This window comes from Paraburkholderia sp. BR13439, assembly GCF_040948805.1.
Classification (GTDB): Bacteria; Pseudomonadota; Gammaproteobacteria; order Burkholderiales; family Burkholderiaceae; genus Paraburkholderia; species Paraburkholderia youngii.
Genome location: NZ_JBFPKN010000003.1, coordinates 424,350 through 442,276 on the forward strand (window position 1 = coordinate 424,350; position 17,927 = coordinate 442,276).

A 17,927-nucleotide genomic window follows, 5' to 3' on the forward strand; every position below is an offset into this window, starting at 1 on the left:
CTCGTTGGAGGAATGCCATGCCGACTTACCGGTACAGGTGCGAGAAGTGCGGTGAGATGTTCGAACATGCCGAGCATCTTGCTGAACATCAAAACGCTCATCCCGCTTGCCCGAAGTGCGGAAGCGAGAAGGTCCAGCACATACCCACGCCATTTGTGCCGAAAACGTCCCGAAAAAGCTGAAATCTGTCTTCGCGGTTCTCAGGGACGTTCGAACGTCGGTTCTCGCCTAACGACGGAACTTCGCTCGCCGATTTTCGCCGTCGCCTCGTGGAGATTGGGGGACTTGGCTGGGAGCGTGCAATTCTGGCAACAGGCTGCGATGTAAGCCCGCAAGTATCGTGCCGCCAATCGCATGGAAGCCCGTAGCGGCCGCCCGGCAGAACTTGCTATGAATTGATCCCATACTGTGCAGCCACCAGTATCTGCTTACCGCTCAAGCCGCACGACCGTGGTGCCTGCCCCAGAGCCGCAAAGCGGAAGCAGTGCTTCAAATCCGACGAACCGTTGAAATAGCCCTCGAATTGCCGAAGGCTGAAAAGAGTTCTACACGAAAGCCCAACGGACGAAAAGAAATCACTTTCCCACCCCCGACCTTCTGCAGGGGGCTGGGCCGACGTATGCTGGAAATCCAGGTGACTCGACTCTAACACTCGCCATGGATACGCGAGATGCGTTCGATATATCGCTAAGCGAAGTCAGTTCGGCGTTCGAGGCCTTGGAACTAGCTCGTGCCACCTCGGGCGAGGATTCACTCGCTTACACCGAGGCGTGCGAGCGGTATCGCATCACGATTCTCAGGTGGAAGTCAATTTACGCGTTGCTGGCTGCCAATGGAGCGCGAACCATGATGCCAAACGTTGGTAAGGGACGGCGCCTGCTCGTCCTCCGCAGAGGACATGAGCCGATTGCCGAATCCATCTTCGTGATCGCCCGGGTGCGAGGCTTCGTTTCCACGCTTGAGACGTGCGCTGATGCGGTACGGGGGCAAATCGTGAGCGACGCGCAACTGACGGTGCTTGACGGCGACTGCCATCTTGCATCGAAGTTAAAAACGATCGAGTTGATCAACAGGCACTGCCCGCAATGCCGCGTCGCGGTTCTGTCCAGTACGCTGTCTCCTTTCGCAGAGTGGCCGGGTGTCGATGCGGTCATCGACCGTGGCGCATCGCCAAAGCAGATGCTCGAGTGTTTCTGCCAACTGATTGATTCCTCCCGGCTCGACGACAGCGCTGTTCTTGCGCCCCCCCCCCCCCCGATATTGGCCTATGGTCGGCATGATTCATAGCGCGCTTGGCAAGCACGGATTCAGTCAGGCGTTTCGTGTGGTCCGCTGCGATCAGCGGGTCCAGCTTTAGGCATCGGCTTCGCGATTTCGGCAGCGACGAAGTGACCACTTCGACTTGACCATGGCAATCGAGAAGCGCTCGCGATAATCTGCGGCGTGCGCGCCGGACAGACCGGGGAATTCCGCCGAACAAGTTCGGGACGTCATCTTTGGTGCTGTCACGAGGGAGTTCATTTCACGATGCCTCCCGACGGCAGGCGTAACAATGCATCACGCTCAGCAGGTTGAGCGTATTCTATGAAGCCTCGTGACGAATTCGTCGGCAGGTCGTGAGGGTCTCATGGATACGACAGAGCGAATCATCAAGTGGCGCGATCTGCGGCATGTAGACGGCGCCGTCAGCGAACCGCGCAACCCGCTGCCCGCGGTGTGTGATGTATCGGTGACGAACGTTTGCAACGCCGCATGCGACTTCTGCGGGTTCTCTCGCGAGAAGAATCTGGCGGGGCCACGTCGCTATCTCGATCCTGAGGAATTCGCGCGCGCACTGCCGATCCTGCGCAGACGCCGGATTCGTTACATGACGCTGCAAGGCGGCGAGCCGCTGGTTCATCCCCAGATCGCATCGCTGGTGGCTTCGGCCACCAGGGCCGGCATTCAGTGCGGTGTGATCACGAACGGCTGGTTTCTGCCGCGCCACATCAAGCAACTAGCGGAGGCCGGCCTCAAGCGTCTGCTGATTTCCATCGATAGCGCGGACATGCGCGAGCATGAGCGCAATCGCGGCCTGCGCGGTCTCGAGGCCCGCATCAACGAGGGCATCACTCAGGCCCATCGCTTCGGCATCGAGGTGTGCGCATCGATTACGGTGAGCCGTCTGGTCAATTACGAATTGCTTCCCGAGACGCTCGAGCGGCTTGGCTTCGATGCGGTCGTTTTTTCCTATCCGCGGCGCGAGGCGTTTGGATCGACATCGCTCGTGTACGACGAAGACTCGAAACTCGTCGACCTGAACACCGACGAACTACTCGAAGCGTTGAGCGCGATCGCGCGCCTGAAGAAGCACTTCCGTGTGATGGACCCGAGCGCCGCGCTGGACGAGGTCGCGCGCTTCGTGCGCGGTGAACCGCAACTGGTTCCATGTATCGGCGGCAGCAAGTACTTTTATATCGACTGGAACCTCGATGTCTGGCGTTGCGAGGCGTGGCCTGAGCCGATGGGCTCCGTGTTCGACCTCGACCGTCTGCCCGATCAACGGGAGCCCTGCAATGCCTGCATGATGGGATGTTACCGGCATGCCAGCATTCTGATGCACGGCGCGATCGCCGTGACCGATTCGGTGTCCGCGCTGGGCCGGGGTCAGCTTCGGACTGCTGTCAGCTTGTTGTTCCGGCGCAGTGTCGCGTATTCGCTGTGGGCGCTTTCGGTCGAGGAATTACCTCGAGCGTCGCTTATGTCGTTCGCAAGACGGACTGGCGGACGCCGTTTCACTCCGCAAAGTGGATAGGGCTCGCCCATTCGAACGCTGGTCCGCGTTACTCGAGCGGCGGAATCGCGCCTTCCGACAAGGTCTTGATCACGTCGGTGATCTGGTCGCACGAACGTGCGCCTTCGATCAGAAGCATGCAGTCCGGAAAACCGCGAATATCGGACTGTGTTTCAATCATCGTCCGGTGCCGCTGCTGTTCATCTATGGCGGCCGCGACGCTCTCGTCGACACGCCCGCGACGCTGACCCGCGCGAGCGCGCTGAATCCACGCATCCAGAGCAAGGTGTACGCCGACGCGGGTCACGCGTCGCGTCGTTCATCGAGGAACCCGATCGTTTCAATCGCGATCTGGCCGAGTTCGTCAGTTCCGTGTCGGGGAAATGACGCGCGCTTTCATGAGGTCGTAATCATGGCACCCGAAATCGAAAGAGTTGCTGCGGAGGACTTCTTTGCTGGCTTTGCGAGGCTCGACATCGAAACTGACGACGTCGCGTTTCGAGGCGTCATCGGCGGAACCGGATCGCCGGTGCTGCTGCTGCACGGCTATCCGCAGACCCACGTTGCATGGCGATTGATTGCTCCGACGCTCGCGAAATCTCACACCCTCGTCGTGCCCGACCTGCCGGGATACGGTGCCAGCCGGAGCCGCAACGATCAGCGGCGATGGACCAAACGCCGTATGGCCAGTGCGCTCGTCGCGTTGATGGCGCGGCTAGGGCACGAACGATTCGCCGTAGTCGGGCACGATCGAGGCGCTCGCGCCGGATACCGGCTTGCGCTCGACCACCCTCGGCGCGTCAGTGCTTATGCGTCGCTGTGCGTCGTGCCCACGCTCGATGCTTTCGCGACTGTCGATAAGACTTTTGCGCTCGATGCCTGGCACTGGTTTTTTCTGGCGCAGCCCGCGGACCTTCCAGAGCGAATGCTGGCGGCCGATCCTGACGCTTTCATCGACGCCGCGCTTGCGAAGATGGCCGGAGGACTCGAGAGAATCGATCCTCGGGCGCTCGATGCCTATCGAGCCGCATTCCGGAATCCCGGCGTGCGGCACGCGATTTGCGAAGATTATCGTGCCGCTGCTTCAGAGGATCTGGAGCACGACGCGAGCGACGCAGCGGCGGGCCGAAAGCTTGCCTGTCCGGTGCTGGTGCTGTGGAGCGAGAAAGAGCAAAAGGCGAGGAAGGCTTCACCCACAGACACCTGGTCCAGGTGGGCAGAAAACGTGACCGGCAGGGGTCTGCCCGGTGGCCATCTGCTGCCCGAGGATGCGCCGAACGAGGTGTTGAACTCCCTGCAAGATTTCCTGATCGAACGGCTTTAACTGGCTGCTGGCACCGCGCTTTTGCGGCCGGACCCAGCGGCTGTGCTCGTCATTGGAAGCGAGAAAACCGTCAAAGGACCGATTCGATTGCCTAAGATCAAGTTACGCGCTCCGCGAGGAATGCACCGCGGCTCGCGAGCGTCTTAATCGTCGCGCAGCCGTTTCCCGCGGGCGACTTTTCCACAAGGAGGTCACGATGAAATCAGACGACAAGGGCGACGTGCGCGCTTTCGTGCAAACGGCGGAGCAGGGTGGCGAGCATGTCTGGGTAATCACGCTGGTCGACTTCGCGGCCCGTGAGGTCAGACGCTCGCTCGTTTCGGACGAGACATATGCGACCGCCGCCGCCGCCAGAGATGCGGGGCAGGCCCATTTGAAGGGCTTGGAGCAAGACCGCTAGGCCCACTCACCGCCGCCTTGTTTTCGCCCACGGAAGTACTAACGTTGGACTATAAGTAAACCGGCGGTAACGGGGGCGCAAGAGGGCAAAGCTCATGGCCAGTACGCAAGGAAGCACCGGATCGCCGTTTGCGGCGTCCGTCGAAGCGGGCAGCTATCGCGTCACGCGACCGCAGAACGCATGCGATGTGATCGACCTGCTGCAAAAGCGCGATATTCAGATCGTCGATCTGAAATTCACCGATCTGCCCGGCCTCTGGCAGCATTTCTCGATCACGCTCCCCGAAGTTCACGACGACCTGTTCAGCGCCGGCATCGGTTTCGACGGTTCATCGATCCGCGGCTTCCAGGAGATCCACGAATCGGACATGCTGCTGCGGCCCGACCCGGCAACCGCCTTCGTGGACCCGGCTTGCGGCACGCCGACGCTGTCGATCATTTGCGACGTAGTCGATCCGGTGCTGCGACTACCGTATTCGCGCGATCCGCGCTACGTGGCGAAAAAGGCGGAGAACTATCTGCGCCAGACGGGCATCGCGACGACGTGTTATTTCGGGCCGGAGCTCGAATTCTTCATCTTCGACTCGATCCGCTTCGGCCAGGATCAGCACTGCGGCTATTACTACGTCGAGTCGGCCGAGGGCGACTGGACCACCGGCCGCGACGAGGGTGCCTACGGCGGCGGCAACCTCGGCTACAAGCAGCACTATAAGGAGGGCTATTTTCCGGTGCCTCCTCATGACACGCTGCAGGAGATCCGCTCGGAAATCGCGCTGACGCTGCAGCAGGCCGGCGTGCAGATCGAAGTGCATCACCATGAAGTCGCGACCGCCGGACAGAACGAGATCGACATGCGCTTTGCAACGCTGACCCGCATGGCCGACAACGTGATGATCTACAAGTACATCTGCAAGAACGTCGCGCGTCGGCACGGCAAGGTTGCAACCTTCATGCCGAAGCCGCTGTTCGCCGACAACGCGAGCGGCATGCATTGTCACCAGAGCCTGTGGAAAGACGAGCAGAACCTCTTCTACGACGCGGGCGGCTGGGCGCTGACTTCCGACATGTGCCGCTGGTACATCGGCGGATTGCTCCAGCACGCGCCCGCGCTGATGGCCTTTTGCGCGCCGACGACCAATTCGTACAAGCGCCTCGTGCCGGGATACGAGGCGCCCGTCAATCTGGCGATGTCGCAGCGTAACCGCTCGGCCGCGGCGCGCATTCCGATGTATTCGGATTCGCCGAACGCGCGGCGCGTCGAGTTCCGCTGTCCGGACCCGTCGGCCAATGCGTACCTGGCTTTCGCGGCGATGCTGATGGCCGGCCTCGACGGCATCGAAAACAAGACCGATCCTGGCGAGCCGCTCGATCGCAACATCTATGATCTGCCGCCCGAAGAAGCGCGCAACATACGGCAGGTGCCGGGTTCCCTCGAAGCGGCGCTGGCGGCGCTCGAAACCGACAACACGTTCCTGCGCAAAGGCGATGTCTTTACCGACGACGTGATTCAGACATGGATCGACTACAAGCGCAGCCGCGAGATCGACACGATCAAATTGCGCCCGCATCCATGGGAGTTTTATCTGTACTTCGATATCTAGAAGAACAGGCCTCAAACCTCAAAGCAGGATCGGCGCGCAAATCAGTAGCAATACCGCGGAGTGCTCACGGCATGCAAGGAGAGTACGAGGCCATGGTTCGCGTGAGTATCGAAGGGCGCGAGATTCAGGCGCCGGGCAATTGCTCGATTCTGCAGGCCATGGGGCATGCGGGGCAGACTCTCGTCGAGGGTGTCGGCTGCATGTCCCAGGGCGTGTGCGGCTCGTGCCGTGTGATGGTGCGACGCAGCGGCGAGCAGGAAGTCAAAACCGCGCTCGCCTGCGAGACCCTCGTCGAAGAGGGCATGCAGGTCGCCTTCCTCGATTACTTCACCGAGTCGGAACGTCACCTGTATCGAATGGAAGAGATCAGCGACAGCTGGCAGGCGCTCAGCAAGATCGCCGAGATCTTCCCCGAAGCGGCGCATTGCCGTCATTGCAGCGGCTGCGATCGCGCCTGTCCGAAGGGGCTGGACGTGCAGCGCGGCGTGAACCTGGCGGTCGAGGGCAATCTGCCCGCATCGAGCCAGGTGTTCGACGAATGCGTGATGTGCAACCTGTGCACGCTCGCATGCCCCGAGCATATCCGGCCCAACCATCTGGGGGTATTCGTGCGCCGGATGATCGCGTCGCTTTCGCTGCGTCCGGCCAATCTGATGCGACGCCTGCGGCAGATCGAGAGCGGCGAGCTGAAGATCGACTTCGATGCGCCTGGCGCTCAACCGCCGCGCTGAGCGGAGCGAATCGTCATGTCCGCCGGCATACCCTACGAAACCGCGCGGCAGCGCTACCGCCCCGGGATGGCGGCCACGCTCCGCGGCGACGACGTTCCGGTCGATGAACTGCTGAAGACTTATCACCCCGATCATGGGCCGCATGCGCGGGTCGCGCTGAGTGTCGGGGTCAATCGCGGCGAGCCGTGTCAGCCCGATCTCGCGCGGCATCTGCAGGCCAACGCGCTGATCGACGATGTCGATATCGCCGGCGCGCAGCTGATGACGACCGATGTGCTGGTGATCGGCGGCGGTGGTGGCGGCTGCGCCGCGGCGCTCACGGCGGCGAAGCAGGGCGCGCGCGTGATCCTCGCCACCAAGCTGCGTCTTGGCGACAGTAACACCGTGATGGCCGAAGGCGGAATCCAGGCGGCCATCGGCGAGGACGACAGTCCCCAACTGCACTTCGAGGACACGCTTCGCGCCGGACACTTCTGCGGCGAGCCCGAACTCGTGGCCCAGATGGTGATGGACGGCCCCGACGTGATTCGCTGGCTGATCCAGCTCGGCATGATGTTCGATCTGGAAGAGGACCAGCCGATCGGCGGCAATCTGCTGCGCAAGAAACCCGGGGGCGCGTCGGCGGCGCGCATTCTGTCGTATCGGGACTATACGGGCCTCGAAATGATGCGCGTGCTGCGCGAGGCGGTGGACCTCGACCCGGGCATCGAGTTGTGGAACCGCTGCCCGGTGGTAGAGCTGCTGTCCGACGAGCACGGCGGCTGCGCCGGCGCGGTGATCTACAACCTCGAATGGCGTAGCTTCGTGCTGGTGCGCGCGCGCGCGGTGATCCTCGCCACCGGCGGCGCGGGGCGACTGCACCTGAATTCGTTTCCGACCTCGAACCATTACGGTGCCACCGCCGACGGCCTCGTGCTCGCCTATCGGATCGGCGCGCGCCTGCGCGAGCTCGACTCGTTCCAGTACCATCCGACTGGCATCGCCTACCCGCACCATCTGGCGGGCGGCCTGATTTCCGAGGCGGCGCGCTCCGCGGGAGCGAGACTGCTGAACGGCGAAGGCGAACGTTTCGTCGACGAACTCAAGCCGCGCGACGTGGTCGCGTCGGCGATCCTGCGTGAGTGCGCACTAGGCCGCGGGATCGAGCGTGACGGCCAGCCCGGGGTGTTCCTCGATACGCCGACACTCGAAATCGAGCACCCGGGCATTCTGGCCAAACGCCTCATCACGCTTCGCCATCTTGCAGACAAGTGCGGCATCGATGCGGCGCAGGAGCCCTTCCTCGTTTATCCCACGCTCCACTACCAGAACGGCGGCGTCGCGATCGACAAAAATGGCGCCACCAACGTCCCCGGCCTTTTCTGCGTCGGCGAGATGACGGGCGGCATCCACGGCCGCAACCGTCTGATGGGTAACGCGCTGCTCGACATTCTGAGCATGGGCCGCCGTGCCGGCGCGAAGGCCGCGCAATCGAGGGCGTGGGTGATGACGAACCGCGCCGGAATCGGTCACGTACACGCGTGGCAGAGAGAGCTCACGCTGGCGGGACTGCCGCTTCACGTGAAGGCGCCGCAGCTCTTTCCCGCCTATGCCCATTTCGATCTGCGAGTCGATGCGGGATTGCGCGCGAGCGCGCGGGGTCGCGTGATCGGCGGCATCCGGTGACGGGAACCACGGAGCACGCGATGCAAACGCTGAATCAGTGCTTGATGAGGGACGATTTCCGTGTCGGCGCCGACCTCGATGCGTGGTTCGCGCGCGGCGGCGGCGAGGGACTCGCCAAAGCGCTCGACGACCCGGCGGCGATCATCGCCGAGCTCGCCCGGGCCGACTTGCGTGGTATGGGCGGCGCTGGTTTCCCCACGCATCGAAAATGGGCGCCGGTTGCGGCCGCCCCTGACGGCGACAAGTACGTCATTTGCAATGGCAACGAAGACGAACCGGGCACCTTCAAGGATCGCTTTCTGCTCGAACACACGCCGCATCAGGTGATCGAGGGCGCGCTGATCGCCGCGGTGGCGACGCGGGCCAACCATGTCGTCTTGTACGTGAATCCGCATCAGACGGGCTCGCTCGCCGCGACTCGCGAGGCGGTCAAGCAGTGGTCGGGGCACGCGCAATTCGCCGCTATCGAGCGTTGGATTGGTGCGCCGCTGTCGCTTGCAGTCGTGCCCAGCTCGGGGTTGTACATCGGCGGAGAGGAGACTGCGGTGATCGCCAGCGTCGAAGGCGGCTTTCCGTTTCCTCGGCGCAAACCGCCTTTCCCGGCCGAGCAGGGCGTGCACGGCGCGCCGACCATCGTCAACAACGTCGAGACGCTGGCCCACGTGCCCGGGATTCTGCGTCACGGCGCGCAGTGGTACCGCGAGCTCGGAGCGGGGAGCGCGGCCGGAACCAAGCTCTATTCTCTTTCCGGCGACGTGCTGCGTCCCGGCCTGTATGAACTGCCGATGGGCACGAGCCTGGAGACGCTGGTGTTCCAGCACGGCGGCGGCATGCTGCAGGGCAAGGAGTTCAAGGCGGTCTTCACGGGCGGCCCATCCAACACGCTGCTGACGAAGCGCGATCTCGACGTGGCACTGGACTTCGAGTCGGTGCGTCAACGCCGTTCGCGTCTGGGGACGGGCGCGATGATCGTAGTGTCGGAAGGCACCAGCATCGTGCGCAAGGTCGCGGACTACGTGAGCTTCTTCGCCCAGGGTTCGTGCGGGCAGTGCCCGCCTTGCAAGGGCGGAACGTTTCAGATGATGCGGCTTCTGAACCGGCTCGACACGGGCCGCGGCGTGCGTGCCGATCTGGATGCACTGGAGAATCTGTGCCGCGTTCTTCCCGGCAGCGGGCGTTGCGGTTTGATCGATGGCGCGGTGACGGTGGTGGAGAGTTCCATCGATCAGTTCCGCGCGGAATACGAAGCGCTGTTGATGGCGTAGGGGCAGGGCGGCCGATATCGCGGCTAGAAGGGCCAATACAACGGCGCAATGAACACGACCACCGCCATCGACCACAACACGATCAGCAGGCCGATCTTCCAGTAGTCGCCGAACTCATACGCGCCCGGGCCGTACGTGACGAGGTTGACCGGCGTGCTCATCGGCGTCATGTGCGCCGCGCCCGCACCGAGCGCGACAGCGACCAGGAACGGCGTCGCCGACACGCCGAGTTCCTGCGCGGTGGCGACCGCGATCGGCACCGTCACGAGCGCCGCCGAGTTGTTCGAGATCACCTGGGTCAGCACCGCGGCCACGCAGAAGAGTCCCGCCAGCACCGCGCGCGGACCGCCCGAGCCGACCGCCTGGATCACGTAATCACCGATCTGATACGCGAGCCCGGAGTTCGACATCGCGGTGGCGAGAGGAATCAGCGCACCGACCAGCACGCAGGTATTCCAGTCGATCGTGTACAGCTGGTTCAGTGTGATCACGCGCGTCAATACCATCGCGGTCACGCAAATCAGCGTCGCCACCGCGGGCGGTACCGCGTTCGTCGCGAGCAGGATGACCAGCACCGCGAGGATCACGAGCGCCTCGCGCGCGCCACGACTCAGCGCGATGGTCTGGCGCCGTACCATCTGCGGAGAATCGACCATCAGTATCTGCGGGTCGGAGAAGTGCTTGTCGAGCGCTTCCCATGTTCCCCTGAACAGCAGATGGTCGCCCGCGAGCAGCGTGGTCGACGGCTCGGGCACGTTGTTGCCGCCGCGCTGTATCGCGAGCACGATCAGATCGCCTTCGTGCGTCGCCATGCCCGGAAACACGGTTTGTCCGATCAGCCCCGAGCGCGGTGGTATCACGACTTCGGCGAGACCCGACGAGCGATTGAACAGCGCATTCGTGACCGCCTGCGCTTCGGCGAGCGGCTCGCGAATCGCGAGATGCAAGTCGTTCGCGAGCCGGGCGACGCCTTGCGCGTCGCCGCGCACCAGCAGGTGATGGCCCTCGCTCGCTTCTTTCTGCGCGAGTTCGGCGCCTTCATCGTCGGTCAGGCCGAGCACGCTGACGCCGGGGTATCGCGACAGATCGATGCCGTCGAGCGTCTTGCCGATCAACGGCGAGCCCGCGCGCACGCGCAGCCGGAACACGCCGTCCGCGAGCCGGTATTGCTCGACCAGCGTGTGCGCGTGCTGGCTGAAATCGGCCGGCAGCGAATTCGAGCTGCGCCTGGGCAATAACAGCGGCCCGAGTATCAGAATGATCGCGAGGGTGCCGGCGAACAGCGGCAGACCCACGATCGACCATTCGAAGAAGCGGATCGGCGCGCCACCGAGCGCATCCGCCGCGCTCGATGCGATCACGTTGACCGGACTGCCGAGCAACGTGAGCTTCGCGCCGGTCAGGCATGCGATCGACACGGGCATCATCAGCTGCGACGGCGCGAGCTGCGTCTGCACGCAGATGATGACCGCGATCGGCAGCATCGCGACGACGGCGCCGTTCATGCCGATCAGCGCAGTGGATACCGCGGACAGGATCAGCAGCGACGCGATCAGTCGCTTGCGGCTGCTGCCCGAATGGCGAATCAGCCACTGTCCCGCCCATGTGCCGACACCGGTCGTTTCGAGGCCGATGCCGATGCCGAGCAGCGCCGCGATGAACACGATCAGCGGATCGCCGAAGCCGCTCAACGCCTCGCGCATCGTCAGAACGCCGGTCAGATATAGCGCGATCAGCGACATCACGGCGACGACGGCGGCCGGCACCTTGTTCCAGATGAACAGCGCCATCGTCACGGCGAGGACCAGCGAGGTCACGATCATCGGGTTCATCTGTTTTGCCCGTCGTATGGAGCTGCGCGTCGCGGCCGGCTGTTTCGCGCCCGGTGCGAGAGCGCGGCAGCCTCGCCTGCCGGCCAATGCGGGAGCCGGTGCCGCTCCTCAATACCCGAGCGCGGCACCGTCGCCGCGCGGATCGGCGCCGCCTTCGTAAAAGCCCTGTTCGCGGTCGACACCGATCGCGTGCGCATGTCCCATGTTGTCGTTCCAGTCGGTGACCATCTGCACCGGCTGGCCGCGGCGCTTCAATTCGCGCACGACCTCGTCGGAGATGCGCCCCTCGAGCGACATGTTGCGCGACTTGGTACCCCACGTGCGGCCCATCAGCCAGCGCGGCGCCTCGATCGCCTGCTGCACGTCGTAGCCGAAGTCGACGATGCGGGTCACGAGCGCGGCCTGGGTTTGCGGCTGACCTTCGCCGCCCATCGAGCCGAACGCGAGGCAAGGCTTGCCGTCGCAGGTCATCAGTGCGGGAATCAGCGTGTGGAAAGTGCGCTTGCCCGGTTGAAGGCAGTTCGGGTGGTGTTCGTCGAGCGAGAAAAACGCGCCACGGTTCTGCATGATGATGCCGGTGTCCCCGCCGAGCACGCCGCTGCCGAAGTCGTGATAGATGGACTGGATCAGCGACACCACCATGCCGTCCTTGTCGGCCGCGCAGAAGTAGCAGGTGTCGCCGTCCGGCGCGCGGCGGTCGTGCGGGTACTGATAGGCGATGCCGGGCGGGACCGTCGAGATGTCGAGCGCGCGTTCGGGGTCGAGCAGCTTGCGGCGTTCGTCGCAGTAGGCCTTCGTGATCAACTGGTCGACCGGAATCGTGACGAAGCGCGGGTCCGTCAACCACTCTTCGCGATCCGCGAACGCGATCTTCACCGCCTCGGCCAGGTGGTGATAGTAGTCCGCGGTGCCTTCGCCCCACGCGGTCACGTCGTAGCCTTCGATCAGGTTCAGGATCTGCAAAGGCGTAAAGCCCTGCGTGTTCGGCGGTAGCTCGTAGACCGTATGACCGCGATACGTCGTGCTGATCGGCGTGACCCATTCCGCACGGTACGCGGCGAAGTCGACCGGTTGCAGCGGCGAGCCGGCGGCACCGACGCCGTCGCAGATACGCGCCGCGAGATCGCCTTCGTAGAAGCCGGCGCGCGGGCCCTGATCGGCGAGTTGCTGCAACGATTGCGATAGCGCGGATTGCACGAGCTTCTCGCCGTCGGCGGGCACGCGGCCGCCCGGCATGAAGATCGCGGCCGTTTCCGGGAAGCGCGTGAGGATCGGCACGTCCTGCACGGTCCAGTCCGCGAGCGAGCGGGAGACCGGCACGCCGTCGCGCGCATAGCCGATTGCCGCCGCAAACAGTTCCGCCCAGTTCAGGCGCCCGAAGCGCTCGTGAGCGAGACGCCAGCCGTCGATCGCGCCCGGCACGGTCAGCACCGCCTGCGGGCCGCGCGCCGCGATTTCGTTGTCGATGGCGATGCCGCGATAGTGCGCTAGTGTCGCGCCTTGCGCCGCCGGTCCGCTCGCATTGATCGCGTGAATCTGATCGCTGTTGCCGTCGGCGATCAGCCAGAAGCCGTCGCCGCCGAGGCCGGCCATGTGCGGATAGGCGACGCACAGCACCACGTTCGAGGCAATCGCGGCATCGACCGCGGTTCCACCGCGTTGCAGCATCTCGACACCGGCCTGACTGGCCAGATAGTGCGGTGTGGCGACCATGCCATGCGGTGCGCGCGTGGGTGGGCGACCGGTACGAGGCCCATTAGGATGACTCATGATGAACATGCTCCCGTGAGGACGAGCCGCCACAGCGGTCCCGGCGCCTTGCGCGAGCCGGGAGCGTTCGACGGCAAAGCAATTGCGGCGAAGGAACGCACGCGCCGCTTTGATCAGGAAGCCCGATCGTCGAACTCGACGCCCGCGTCTCTGACTTTGTCGTTGGAGTGATCCATGAACCGCGTGATGATCGGCAACGCTCCGCCGGCGATCACGCAGAGAAGCCCCAGCCCCAACAGCAGCATGTTGCCGGTGACCGAACCCCTGCTGGTGAGCGGAAAGCCCGCGAACATCAGGAGCAGCGCCAGGGTTTCCGCAACGAGCTTGTCCATGCGAGTGACCTCACGCGAATATCACGAGGAGGATCGTGCCGATGCCGGTCAGGATGGCGACGATGACCGTCCACGGAAGGGCCAGCTTCATCACCGCGCCCTCCTGGCCCTTGATGCCGGAGATGCTGGTGCCCAGCACGATGTTCGCCGGGCCGATCGCGTTGCCATACGCACTGCCGGCCGCCTGCGCGGCGATGATCGCTTCGGTCGGCAGCGAATGCAGTTGCGCGACGTCGCTCTGCAAGCCGCCGAACAGCACGTTCGACGCGGTGCTGCTCGACGTCATGAAGGCGCCCAACGCGCCGATCACGCTCGCGATGCCCGCATAGACGAGCGGCGGCGACACATCGGCGATACCGTGCGCGAGCACCTGGGTCTGGCCGCTATGGTCGAGCACCCGACTCGTAACGAGGAAAGCGATGACCGGCAGCGATGCGGGCACGCCGTCGACGATCAGCGAGCGCCCCAGATTCTCGCCGCCATGCCGCGATTGCCACGCGCCGTAGAAGCCGTTCACGCGGTATACGATCCACACGACGATCGCGGAGATCAGCAGCATCGTCCCCGGGTGGGTGAACGGCGAGAACGGCGCGTAACGCTCGACGGCCGCGTTTCGCACGCCAAAGCCCGTGGTCACTTCGGGAAACGGCAGGCCGATGCGGAATTGCCGCATCGCATCGTTCAATGGGCCAATCAGCAGAATGCCCAAGGTAACGACCGTCAGCACGACATACGGCAGGAATGCCATGCCGAGACTCATCACCGGCTCTTCGGTTTCGGTCTGCATGCCGACGGCGGCCGGGTCCATCGCGGGGCGATCCGGGACTTCGGCGGCGGGAACCGGCTCCCTGAACCGACGCCAGCGCGAAAGCGGATACAGGGCGACCATCGCTACGGTTGCGGCGAGGAAGGTCGACAATTCCGGGCTCAGGAACGCGAAGATCAACTGGCCGAAGCCGAGGATCGTGCCGAGGATCAGGACCAGCGGCCATCCGTGACGCACCGCTGCCCAGCGCCCGTATAGCCACACAATCAGCAGGCCGCCGAAGTACGTCGGAATGAGCAGCAGCAGGCACGATTCGAAAGCGGCGCGTCCCACGTCCTGGATGTCGGCCACCTGCAACGTTGCGAGCCAGCCGACACCGAGTGTGCCGAAGAAGCGTGCCCATGCGTGCGCGATGATCGAGATGGTGGCGGCATGGACCGGTCTCACACCGATCGCGAGCAAAAGCGGGGCGACGACAGCAATCGGCGCGCCGAAACCCGCAATGCCTTGAAGAAAAGATGAAAACACCCAGCCGAGCCCGAGAATGACGAATAAGTCATTTCGGCTGAAACGGGAAATGCCGTGTCGAAGTGCGTCGTAGCCACCGGCCTGTTTGGTGATCTGATAAAGCAGAAGCGCCGGCCACATTACATAGAGAATGAATATGGCGTCCCATACGCCTTTGCCACTCGCGACAGCCAAAGTCGTGATCGGAGTGCGGAATGCGAGTACGGCAATCAGGCCGGCGACGAACATTGCGCCAGGGCCCGCCTCGGGCGCCCGCCAACGCAGTGGCACGAGAAAGACAAGCAAGGCAATGATGGAAAGTGTTGCCAGAATCCAGTGAATTAGATCGACTGGAAGGGTTATGTCATTCATCGCTCTCCCTCTCGCAGTTGATACGCCTCGAATGCTGTGAGGGGGCACTTTTCTGTATGGCCCGAGCTAATAATAGTTCGTTTTCTTAATGCCGCAAGCTAGGAGCGGAAACGGGAATTTTATTGCGCTGCGGAAATTGACGTTTTATCGCGGCGGGTTTCCGTCTGCAAAGAGACGATGTGCGGATTTGAATAAACGATAATTAACGTTTTTAAATCGGCGTGGCGAACGCCTTTTGAAAAAATTGGCGCGCGATCGAATCAGCGCGCGCAAATCGATGACGGGAATGGATGCGGGCACCGGGACACTCACTCGTCCGCGAAAAAATGACCGATGAAGAAACAGCCAGCCGCAAGCGCAGCGCCCAGTACCGCGACCGTATAGGCAAGCCTGGAGCCATGCCACAAGCTATCGAACCATTGATGCAACTGCGCCATCAGCACCGCCGCATTGCCGCCGATTTGCTGTAGCTCGATCTGATAGCGCGGATCGACCATGCTGTACATCGCGACCGCGTTATCCGGCGGCGGCACGCTGACGTAAATGAGCAGCGCGGCGATCAGACTCACGACGAGGATCGCCGCGCCGGTGAAATAGAGCCGCTTCTGCAGCGGCGAGCGATGAGTGGAGGAAGGTGCGTCGTGATCGTTGCCGTTCATCGTTTCGTGGGTGGGCGCCTTGGCCAGCCGTCAATGATGGAGCCGAACCGCCAGTATCGCAGAGCGCAGCCCGGGGCCAGGCGGACGCGCTCAACCCATCTAGTTCTTCGACGTCAGCAGCTTGATCCCCGCGATCCCGAACATCACCGCGAGCGAGCCGTCGAGCCAGCGCCGGATCGCCGTATAGACGCGCCGCGCGGACGCCGTCGAAAACAGCATCGCGTAGCTGCTGAACACCGTCGCGCCGATCACCATGCAGCCAAGCACGACCGGCATCACGTGCGCGGCGCCGTGGACCGGTGACATCGCGAGCGACACGATCGACAGCCACACGAGCACCGCCTTGGGATTGGTCAGATGCAGCAAAAGGCCGCGCAGATAGAGCCGCCCGAGCGGTTCGTCGACACGTGCCGCGCTCGCGGCCGGCTTGCCGGCGCTCAACGCTGAGCGCGCGGACTTGAAGCCGAGCCACAGCAGATACAGCCCGCCGGCGATCCGGATCGCAACGAGGCATTCCGAGTAGGTGGCGAGCACCGCCGACAACCCGAGCGACGCGAGCAGCGCCCACGAGAACGAGCCCGACACCACGCCGAGCGCGAACACCAGCGCGGCGCGCCGGCCAGAGCTCATCGCGAGCGACATGATCGCGAGATTGCTCGGCCCAGGGCTCGCGGTGCCGACGAAATAGGCGCTGTAGGCGATCAGGACATCGGCGGTGAGCAGAGGGCTGGCGATCATGGCGGGTAGATGTGATGGGCCGGGCGTGGGTTTGGCTATGCAGTGAATGCAATGCGACAGACAACGCAGGCGGTTGAATGAAGCGACGATTTTGCGCGCCGTCGCACGCAACTCACAGATACAGTTGCGCGTTCGTATGGCAGCACACTCGAATCGAAAGCGAATCGAACCCGCATTGAATGCGCCGGGCAACGCGCTCAACTCTGCGCCGCGCCCGCAATGCACTCGGCCAACGCGTCGGCGACCACCGGCCGACTGTGCCGCGGCCGCAGCACGAGGCCGATCTCACGCTCGAAAGTCGCATCGCCGAGCTCGAGTGCGACGACGCTCGCCGGCCATTTGCCGAGCCCGGCCGTATTCGGAACCAGCGCGACACCCATGCCGCGCGCGACCAGTTGCACGATCGCCTGCAATTCGTCGAGTTCGACCGCATCGCGCACCCCAACGCGCGCGCGCCGCAGAAAACGATCGACCAGCCGCCCGCCGAACGACGCGCGGTCGTAGCGGATGAACGGCTCGCTGCGCAGCAGTTCACGCCACGAGCGGCCGCCGCGCACGAGCTTTTTCGGCGCGAGCAGCACGAACGGTTCGGCGACCAGCGTGCGCCATTCGAGCTCCGACGGCAGCGCGAACGGCGGTTTGATGATGACGGCCAGATCGAGTTCGCCCGCGTCGACCTGGCCGAGCAGCCCCAGCGACACGCCCGGCACCACGCGAATCCGCCAGCCGGGACGGTCGACGCGAAAGCGCGCGAGCGCGTCGGCCAGCAGCGCCACCTGCGCGGACGCGATCGCGCCGACCCGCAGCATGCCGCTTTCGGCGGCGCCGCCGCTGCGCTCGGAGAGCCGCGCGTAGAGCGTCATCATTTCCTCGGCGAGCGCGAGCGTTTCGCGGCCCGCCTCGTTGAGCGTCGCCGAGCGGCCGGTGCGGTCGAACAACGGGAAGCCGAGTTCCTGCTCGAGCCGCTGCATCTGCGCGCTGACCGCCGATTGCGTGAGCCCGATGCGCGCGCCCGCGCCGGAAAACGTGCCGTACTGGCTGACGGCGATGAAGGTTTTCAACTCGCTGAGCATGGTCGATCAATCGATTTTGGTGATGGTCAGGTCAAATATATATCGTTTCTCAACATTTTTATTCATGATTAGACTTTGCCTCATCTGAGCCGATTCCCTGCCGTGCGAGTCGTGCCAGTC

At 63.8% G+C, this 17,927-nt stretch carries 16 protein-coding genes and 1 pseudogene; 9 read left to right on the top strand and 8 right to left on the bottom strand.

Going from position 1 to position 17,927, the window contains the following annotated elements:
- Positions 1-17 precede the first annotated feature (17 nt).
- The 3 genes from AB3X96_RS08770 (at position 18) to AB3X96_RS08780 (ending at position 2,794) form a co-directional block, all read left to right on the top strand.
- Positions 18-182: an FmdB family zinc ribbon protein gene (locus tag AB3X96_RS08770; protein ID WP_368589395.1), complete on the top strand. Its 165-nt coding sequence runs from the start codon at positions 18-20 to the stop codon at positions 180-182.
- 475 nt (positions 183-657) lie between these two features.
- Positions 658-1,287: a hypothetical protein gene (locus tag AB3X96_RS08775; protein WP_368589396.1), complete on the top strand. Its 630-nt coding sequence runs from the start codon at positions 658-660 to the stop codon at positions 1,285-1,287.
- Positions 1,288-1,627: 340 nt separating this feature from the next.
- Positions 1,628-2,794, top strand: a complete 1,167-nt coding sequence (locus AB3X96_RS08780) for a radical SAM protein (protein ID WP_368589397.1) — start codon at positions 1,628-1,630, stop codon at positions 2,792-2,794.
- A gap of 28 nt (positions 2,795-2,822) precedes the next feature.
- Here the strand turns inward: AB3X96_RS08780 and AB3X96_RS08785 are convergent.
- Positions 2,823-2,936: pseudogene (locus tag AB3X96_RS08785) on the bottom strand (MerR family transcriptional regulator); the annotation flags it as partial.
- Positions 2,937-3,185: 249 nt separating this feature from the next.
- On the opposite strand from AB3X96_RS08785, the gene AB3X96_RS08790 reads away from it, so the two are divergent.
- The 6 genes from AB3X96_RS08790 to AB3X96_RS08815 all read left to right on the top strand — a co-directional run bounded on the left by AB3X96_RS08790 (position 3,186) and on the right by AB3X96_RS08815 (position 9,758).
- Complete coding sequence (locus tag AB3X96_RS08790; RefSeq protein ID WP_368589398.1) at positions 3,186-4,097, top strand: alpha/beta fold hydrolase; 912 nt, start codon at positions 3,186-3,188, stop codon at positions 4,095-4,097.
- Positions 4,098-4,293: 196 nt separating this feature from the next.
- Complete coding sequence (locus tag AB3X96_RS08795; RefSeq protein WP_013091358.1) at positions 4,294-4,497, top strand: hypothetical protein; 204 nt, start codon at positions 4,294-4,296, stop codon at positions 4,495-4,497.
- Between the two features lie 94 nt (positions 4,498-4,591).
- Positions 4,592-6,097, top strand: a complete 1,506-nt coding sequence (gene glnA, locus AB3X96_RS08800) for a type I glutamate--ammonia ligase (RefSeq protein ID WP_368589399.1) — start codon at positions 4,592-4,594, stop codon at positions 6,095-6,097.
- A 92-nt stretch (positions 6,098-6,189) separates the two neighbouring features.
- Positions 6,190-6,828 carry a 2Fe-2S iron-sulfur cluster-binding protein gene (locus AB3X96_RS08805; RefSeq protein ID WP_368589400.1) on the top strand — a complete coding sequence of 213 codons (639 nt, stop codon included), beginning with the start codon at positions 6,190-6,192 and terminating at the stop codon, positions 6,826-6,828.
- A gap of 15 nt (positions 6,829-6,843) precedes the next feature.
- On the top strand, positions 6,844-8,493 hold the full coding sequence (locus AB3X96_RS08810) for an FAD-binding protein (protein ID WP_368589401.1): 1,650 nt from the start codon (positions 6,844-6,846) through the stop codon (positions 8,491-8,493).
- Positions 8,494-8,513: 20 nt separating this feature from the next.
- Entirely contained in the window at positions 8,514-9,758 is a 1,245-nt protein-coding gene (locus AB3X96_RS08815) for an NADH-quinone oxidoreductase subunit F (protein ID WP_368589402.1), read from the top strand.
- Between the two features lie 23 nt (positions 9,759-9,781).
- Here AB3X96_RS08815 and AB3X96_RS08820 read toward each other — a convergent pair whose 3' ends face one another.
- The 7 genes from AB3X96_RS08820 to AB3X96_RS08850 form a co-directional block, all read right to left on the bottom strand.
- Complete coding sequence (locus tag AB3X96_RS08820) at positions 9,782-11,590, bottom strand: SLC13 family permease (RefSeq protein WP_368589403.1); 1,809 nt, start codon at positions 11,588-11,590, stop codon at positions 9,782-9,784.
- Between the two features lie 108 nt (positions 11,591-11,698).
- Positions 11,699-13,360: a gamma-glutamyltransferase gene (gene ggt, locus AB3X96_RS08825; protein ID WP_368589404.1), complete on the bottom strand. Its 1,662-nt coding sequence runs from the start codon at positions 13,358-13,360 to the stop codon at positions 11,699-11,701.
- A 113-nt stretch (positions 13,361-13,473) separates the two neighbouring features.
- Positions 13,474-13,692 (bottom strand): hypothetical protein, encoded by a 219-nt coding sequence (locus tag AB3X96_RS08830; protein WP_013091366.1) that lies wholly within the window; start codon positions 13,690-13,692, stop codon positions 13,474-13,476.
- 10 nt (positions 13,693-13,702) lie between these two features.
- The gene (locus AB3X96_RS08835; protein WP_176107801.1) at positions 13,703-15,337 is read right to left on the bottom strand and encodes an L-lactate permease; all 1,635 of its coding nucleotides are present in this window, start codon (positions 15,335-15,337) and stop codon (positions 13,703-13,705) included.
- A gap of 308 nt (positions 15,338-15,645) precedes the next feature.
- Positions 15,646-15,996 carry a hypothetical protein gene (locus tag AB3X96_RS08840; protein ID WP_176107802.1) on the bottom strand — a complete coding sequence of 117 codons (351 nt, stop codon included), beginning with the start codon at positions 15,994-15,996 and terminating at the stop codon, positions 15,646-15,648.
- Between the two features lie 99 nt (positions 15,997-16,095).
- On the bottom strand, positions 16,096-16,734 hold the full coding sequence (locus tag AB3X96_RS08845; RefSeq protein WP_368589405.1) for a LysE family translocator: 639 nt from the start codon (positions 16,732-16,734) through the stop codon (positions 16,096-16,098).
- Between the two features lie 197 nt (positions 16,735-16,931).
- Positions 16,932-17,807, bottom strand: coding sequence for a LysR family transcriptional regulator (locus AB3X96_RS08850; RefSeq protein WP_368589406.1), 876 nt, complete (start codon positions 17,805-17,807; stop codon positions 16,932-16,934).
- Positions 17,808-17,927: the final 120 nt, after the last annotated feature.